At 71.0% G+C, this 6302-nt stretch carries 5 protein-coding genes; 3 read left to right on the top strand and 2 right to left on the bottom strand.

All coding sequences use genetic code 11. The features are described from left to right. Positions 1 to 104 precede the first annotated feature (104 nt). Together Q0R63_RS03895 and Q0R63_RS03890 are read left to right on the top strand one after the other, a co-directional pair. Positions 105 to 1721 carry a PucR family transcriptional regulator gene (locus Q0R63_RS03895; RefSeq protein WP_295694284.1) on the top strand — a complete coding sequence of 539 codons (1617 nt, stop codon included), beginning with the start codon at positions 105 to 107 and terminating at the stop codon, positions 1719 to 1721. A gap of 70 nt (positions 1722 to 1791) precedes the next feature. Then, positions 1792 to 2328: a VanZ family protein gene (locus tag Q0R63_RS03890; RefSeq protein WP_295694282.1), complete on the top strand. Its 537-nt coding sequence runs from the start codon at positions 1792 to 1794 to the stop codon at positions 2326 to 2328. On the opposite strand, the gene Q0R63_RS03885 is transcribed toward Q0R63_RS03890, so the two are convergent. Beyond that, on the bottom strand, positions 2315 to 3394 hold the full coding sequence (locus Q0R63_RS03885; RefSeq protein WP_295694279.1) for a LacI family DNA-binding transcriptional regulator: 1080 nt from the start codon (positions 3392 to 3394) through the stop codon (positions 2315 to 2317). The genes Q0R63_RS03890 and Q0R63_RS03885 overlap by 14 nt on opposite strands. Positions 3395 to 3479: 85 nt before the next feature. After that, positions 3480 to 4805 (bottom strand): cellulase family glycosylhydrolase, encoded by a 1326-nt coding sequence (locus tag Q0R63_RS03880; protein WP_295694276.1) that lies wholly within the window; start codon positions 4803 to 4805, stop codon positions 3480 to 3482. Between the two features lie 179 nt (positions 4806 to 4984). On the opposite strand from Q0R63_RS03880, the gene Q0R63_RS03875 reads away from it, so the two are divergent. Continuing rightward, positions 4985 to 6298 (top strand): ABC transporter substrate-binding protein, encoded by a 1314-nt coding sequence (locus Q0R63_RS03875; protein WP_295694275.1) that lies wholly within the window; start codon positions 4985 to 4987, stop codon positions 6296 to 6298. Positions 6299 to 6302 lie beyond the last annotated feature (4 nt).

Genomic DNA, 6302 nt, shown 5'->3' with positions numbered 1-6302 from the left:
ATTCGGGTACTCCCGAAGCAACAAGCGGGGGGGTGGGGGTGGGGCCGGGCGACCCGACCACGGGCCGCCGGGGAGGACGGTCGGTCAGAGGAGGGTGGAGCGGCATGGTGATGGCTCTCGAGGCGCTCGTCGCGTCGCTCGGGCAGGGGCTGGTCCGGCTCGTCGTCCCGCGACCCGGCGGGCCGGCGGTCGGCGACGTCACGGTGGTCGAGCCGGGGGAGGGCTGGTTCGGTGCCCCCGGCGACCTCGTCTTCGGCGTCGGGATCCCGGATGCCGCGGCCGCCACCGACCTCATCGGGCGGCTTGCCGAGGTCGGGTCGGCCGGCGTCGTCCTGCGCCGTGACCTGGCTCGGTCGCGTGCCGTCCGCGCCGCCGCCCGGTCCCACCGGCTCGCCCTCGTCGAGCTGGACGCGGGCGTGGCGCTCGCCCACGTGCTCGGTCTCGTCCGGAGCATCCTCGACCGCTCGACGATGCTCGGCCCCGACGCGCCCGACCCCGGTGCGCACAACGACCTGTTCACCCTCGCCGACGCCGTCGCCGCCCTCGTCGACGCGCCCGTGACCATCGAGGACGGCCAGTCACGCGTCCTCGCCTACTCCTCCCGCCAGGACGTCACCGACACCGCCCGCGTCTCGACCATCGTCGGCCGCCGCGTGCCCGAGGCGCTCGTCGCCCACTTCCGGGCGCGGGGCCTCTTCCGACGGCTGGCCCGCTCGGACGAGCCCTTCCTCGTCCCGCCCGGCCCGACCCAGACCCTGCCGCGCCTCGTCGTCCCCGTCCGGGCCGGCGGCGAGTGGCTCGGCTCCATCTGGGTCGTCGCCGAGCAGCTCCCTCCCGAGGGTGTGCTGCGCGAGCTGCGCCAGATCGCCACCGTCCTCGCGCTGCAGCTCCTCCGGGTGCGGGCCCAGGCCGACATGACCCGCCGCATCTCGGCCGACCGCCTGCGAACAGCGTTGACCGACAACGGTTCTGAAGCAGTGCAGTGGCTGTCCCCCGGCCCGTGGCGGGTCGTCGCCCTATCGCGACCGGAGGACTCCGACGACGCGTCCCACGACCTCGACGTCTGGGAGTCGATCTTCCGGAGGCGCCAGTGGCAGCAGCCGCTGATCACCGACCTCGACGGGGTCGCGTGGGCGGTCGTGACCACCGACCAGGGTCGGCCGGGCACGTGGGACTGGCTCGCCGACGTCGTGGGTTCCGAGGCGACGGCCGACCCCTCGCTCCACGCCGTCGCCGGCAGCGCGGTCACCGTCCCGTCGCGGCTCCGGCGGTCGCGCGAGGAGGCCTCCGAGCTCGCCGAGCTCCACGCCACCGGCCGGATCGCCGGGCCCGTCGTGCGGTTCGACGACGCCTGGCAGGAGGTCACCCTGGCCCGGGCGGCGGCGGCCGTCGGAGCCCGCCGCGGCACCTCCCGAGCCAGGGGCCGCCTCGCCCCCGACTCCGGAGGCACCCCCAGGAGCGAGCCACTGCTCGGTGGCCCCCTGCCCGAGCTGGCGGCACACGACGCCGCCCACGGCACGGCATACCTCGCGACGTTGGCGGCCCACCTCGACCACCCGACCGAACCCACCCGCGCCGCCGGGGCACTCCACGTGCACCCCAACACGTTGCGCTATCGACTGGGTCGGATGGCCGAGGTCGCCCCCCTCACGCTCGACGACCCGACGATGCGGCTCGTCCTGCGCCTGCAGCTCGCGGCGCTGGGACACCTACCGACCTGACAAGAACCCTCACTAAAGTTGGGGTGTCCGGACCATCGGGAGACTTGACGGAGAGAGGCCGGACCACGACATGATCACCGACTTCCTTCTCCTGCACCCAATCCGGGTCTGGACGGCGCTCGCGATCATCGCGGCCATCTGTCTCGGCGTGGGCGGCTGGGTGCTGCGTCACCCCGTGCCGGGCAAGAGGGGCGCGTGGGTGGTCTCCGGCCTGGCGCTGCTGCCGATCTTCGGCCTCACGCTCATGCCGGTCACCCGCACGCTGTATGCCGTGTGCGTCGTCCAGTTCCAGCTGCCGACGTCGCTGCGAGTGGGCGACGTCCTGGCCAACCTCGTGCTCTTCGTCCCCGTCGCGTGGTTCGCGACGCTCGCCAGCCGCCGGCCGTTCGTCATCCTCGTCGTCGGGTCCCTGGTGTCCGCCTCCCTCGAGGCGGTGCAGGCGGCCATCCCCGCGATCGGTCGCTCCTGCGACACGAACGACTGGTTCAACAACACCATCGGGGTCGCCATCGGCGTCTTCGCCGCCTGGGCCGCGGCCGGGTGGTTCTGGCGCCAGGAGCGGCAGCCGGCCGCGGACCGGGACGCGGACCGCGTCACCCAGGGGTAGCCCGCTTGCGCGCCGGACGCTGGGCGACGCGGAGCCGATCGTCGACGTCGGGTGCCGCCGCGGTGCTCTCCCGGGGGATGAGGTGCGCCGTCGCGTCCTGGAAGGACGTCACCGCTTCGCCGTCCAGGTGCCGGAGCAGCAGCCGGGCCGCGTTGGCCCCGTATGCCGTGATGTCCCGCGACAGCGACGTCAGGGACGGGTGCACGAGGACACAGAGCTGCGAGTCGTCGCCGGCGACGATCGAGAGCTGTTCCGGCACCGCGATGTTCATCTCCCGGGCCACCCCCAGGCCGGCCAGGGCCATGACGTCGTTGTCGTAGGTGATCGCCGTCGGGGGTCGCACCGACGTCAGCAGCCGGCGGGTCGCCCGGGCGCCCTGCTCCTGGGTGTAGTCGGTGCTGAGGATGTCGGCCGACTCCACCCCGTGGCGGGAGGTCGCGGCGAGGAACGCCGCGGTGCGCACCTGGGTGTGCTCGAGGGTCTCGAGCCCCGCGACCCGCGCGATCCGTCGGTGGCCCATCGCCACGAGGTAGTCGACGACGGACTCGACGGCGGCCGCGTCGTCGCTCCACACCCCCGGGAGGGACACGTCCTCGTGCGGACGACCGACGATGACCGCGGGTACGCCGATCTGGAGGAGGGTGGGGATCCGGTCGTCGTCCGCCCACAGGTCGGTCACGATGATGCCGTCGACCCGGCGTTCGGCCCACCACTGGCGAGCGGCGACGTTGGCGGCGGCGTGGTCGGGGACCACCTGGAGCAGCAGCGCCGTCTGCTGCGCGGACAGCACCGACTCCACACCGGCGATGAACTGCATGAAGAACGGCTCGACGCCGAGGGTGCGCACCGTCCGCGCGATGACGAGACCCACGGCGTGCGCCCGCGACCCGGAGAGCGACCGGGCCGCGATGCTCGGCCGCCAGCCGATCTCGTCCGCGATGTGGAGGATCCGGTCGCGGGTGTGGGGAGAGACCCCGGACTGCCCGTTGAGGGCATAGGACACGGCCCCGGTCGAGACGCCCGCCCTCCTGGCGATGTCGGCGATCGTCGGGCGCTTCGCCGTCATGGGCCCCCTCCTCGCGACTCACCACTCCCGGACTCCCGGACTCCCGCAACCTATCCTCCCGCGACGCGGCCCCCCAACCCTCGGTTCAGGGCTGTCGCATCCGCGCTGCGTGCTGGGACAGCAGCGTCGCGGTCGTCCGCGACGGGTTGGTGTCGTCCGCCCGCCACATGATCCGGTAGCCGTCGTAGTCCGGGTAGAAGGACCCGTCGTCGACCCGAGAGGTGAGCAGCCAGAACTGGTCACCCCAGCCGGACGTCTCGACCTCGGCGGTCCACGCGGCATACCCGGTGTCGCGCGTGGCGACGTCGGGGACGTCCTTGGTCGCGTCGATGGCGAGGCCGTACTCCTCCACGACGACGGGCGTGTTCAACCGGTGGCCGGCGGTGAGGTGGTCACGGATCCACTGGGTCCCCCACGCGACGGGGGTGGTCCCGGGCTTGCTCGAGGAGATCTCGCCCCAGCCCTGCGGGTAGACGTGCACGGTGCCGTAGTCGATGTCGGGCACCTTGACGAGCGCCTCCCAGTGCATCCCCTCGTAGTTCGAGTAGGGGTAGTCGGCGTTGGTCGCCTGACCGAAGAAGCCCTCGTCGCCGACCGCGATCAGCTGGGCGGGCGCCCACTGCCGGAGCCACGTGCTCATCTCCTTGACCCAGGCCAGGACGGGCGCGCCGGTCTTGTCGCTGCGGTTGCGGGGCTCGTTGGCCAGCTCGAAGGTCATGATCGTCGGGTCGGCGTTGTAGCGCTGACCGGTGTAGCGGTTGCGCCGCGTGACGACGTGCTTGGTCCACTCCCGGTAGCAGCGGCGGATCACCGGGTCGGTGTAGAACCGGTCGTGGTTGACCGCTGCGCCGTAGGAGTCGTCGGGGAGGCCGAGGAACCACTGGACGTACTGCTGCATCCCGCCGTAGTCGGGCCAGTTGTTGACCAGGGTGAGGACGAGGCGCAGCCCGAGCTGACCCGCCTTCCAGACGGCGTAGTCGAGGCTGTCGAAGGCCGCCTCGTCGTAGACGAAGGGGCGCGGCTGGAGGGGGATGGTCGGGCCGGTGCCGTCGGCGAAGGCCCAGCACCGGACGACCGCGAGGCCCATCGCCGCGGCGTCGTCGAGGGCGGAGTCGATCATGTAGTGCGACTGCTGGTGCAGGTAGTAGGTGTTGGTGCCCCCGAAGCGGAACGCCTTCCCGTCCACCTCGAAGCGGCCCCGTCGGACCTGGACGAAGCTGCGGTTGAGCGACGGCGGTCCGGAGACCGAGGGCGACGTCGTGGCGGCCGAGGCCGGGGTCGCCTCGCCCACGAGAGCCGCTCCGGTCACGGCAGCCGTGGCGAGGGCCGCGGAGCCGAGCACCCGCCGCCGACTCAGGCCGGCTGCGGACGGGGTGTCGGCGGCATCTGGACGGTGCGCAGACCTGGTCATCGGATCCTCCATCTCGCGGCAGCTCTGCCGCGTACTCGGTGCTGAGACCCTGCAACTTAAGCGCATAAGTTCGTTACCCGCTAGTGTGTTGACCGAACAGGCTTCCGTCGCTTATGGTCACGGCACATCTGAACTGAAGCGGTTAATGCAGTCCAGTCTCACGGTCGAGAGGAAGCACCATGGCGACAACGAAGTCCCTGATGGCGATAGTGGTCGCGGCGACGCTGAGCGTCGCCGCCTGCAGCGGCAGTGGAGGGGGCACCAGTGCGGCGCCCGTGACCGCGCCGAACGACCCGTCGCTCGTCACCGGTCAGATCACGGTCCTGACGAACCGGACGGACCTCGAGCAGGACGGCACCCTGGCGAAGTACGCCGCGGCCTTCACCAAGGTCTACCCGAAGGCGTCCGTGAAGTTCGAGGCCATCACCGACTACGAGGGCGAGGTGAAGATCCGGCTCAACACCTCGCAGTACGGCGACGTGCTGCTCATTCCGAACAACATCGCGCGCAAGGACTACCCCTCCTTCTTCGCCTCCCTCGGCTCGGAGGCGGACTTCTCGTCGAAGTACCGCTTCGTCCCCAACAGCACCGTGAACGGCAAGGTCTACGGCGTCGCGACCTTCGGCAACGCCAACGGCTTCGTCTACAACACGGCGGTCTGGAAGCAGGCCGGGATCACCTCGTGGCCCAAGACGACCGCCGAGTTCCTCGCGGACCTCAAGCTCATCAAGGACAAGACCTCGGCCACCCCCTATTACACGAACTACCACGACGGCTGGCCGCTGACCCAGTGGCAGGGCGCGTTCGGCGGGGTCTCCTGCGACCCGCAGGCCAACAACGCGCTGGCCCAGTCGACCGCTCCGTGGGCGGCCGGCAAGGAGCTCAACACCATCGACACCCTGCTCTACGACACGGTCAAGCAGGGGCTCGTCGAGACCGACCCCACGACCACGAACTGGGAGAACTCGAAGACGCTCCTCGCGTCCGGCAAGGTCGGCACGATGCTCCTCGGCTCGTGGGCGATCTCGCAGATGCAGAAGGCGGCGACGACGGCCGGCAAGGACCCGTCGACCATCGGCTACATGCCCTTCCCGTCGCAGACGAACGGCAGCTTCTGCTCGGTGTCGGCCCCGGACTACCTCGAGGGCGTCAGCAGCAAGTCCAAGAACCAGCCGACCGCTCGAGCCTGGATCGACTGGTTCACCGACAAGTCGGGGTATGCCGCGTCGCAGGGCGCGATCTCCACGGCCAAGGACGCACCGCTGCCGCCGACCCTGGCTGAGTTCCAGAAGCAGGGCGTCAAGCTCGTGGAGCTGGACCAGGCGAAGGCCACGCTCGTGAACACCATCGACAAGGGGTCGGAGATCGGGCTCACGGCGCCGGACTACCGCCAGAAGATCGTCGACGCCGCCCGAGGCACGGGCGGCACCCTCCAGGCGCAGTTCGACGACCTGAACAAGAAGTGGGCCACGGCGCAGCAGAGCGCGAGCTGAGGCC

The organism is Lapillicoccus sp., from assembly GCF_025353065.1.
Taxonomy (GTDB): domain Bacteria; phylum Actinomycetota; class Actinomycetes; order Actinomycetales; family Dermatophilaceae; genus Lapillicoccus.
The sequence above is the reverse complement of the archived record's forward strand: the minus strand, read 5'-3'. Positions and strand labels throughout refer to the sequence as shown.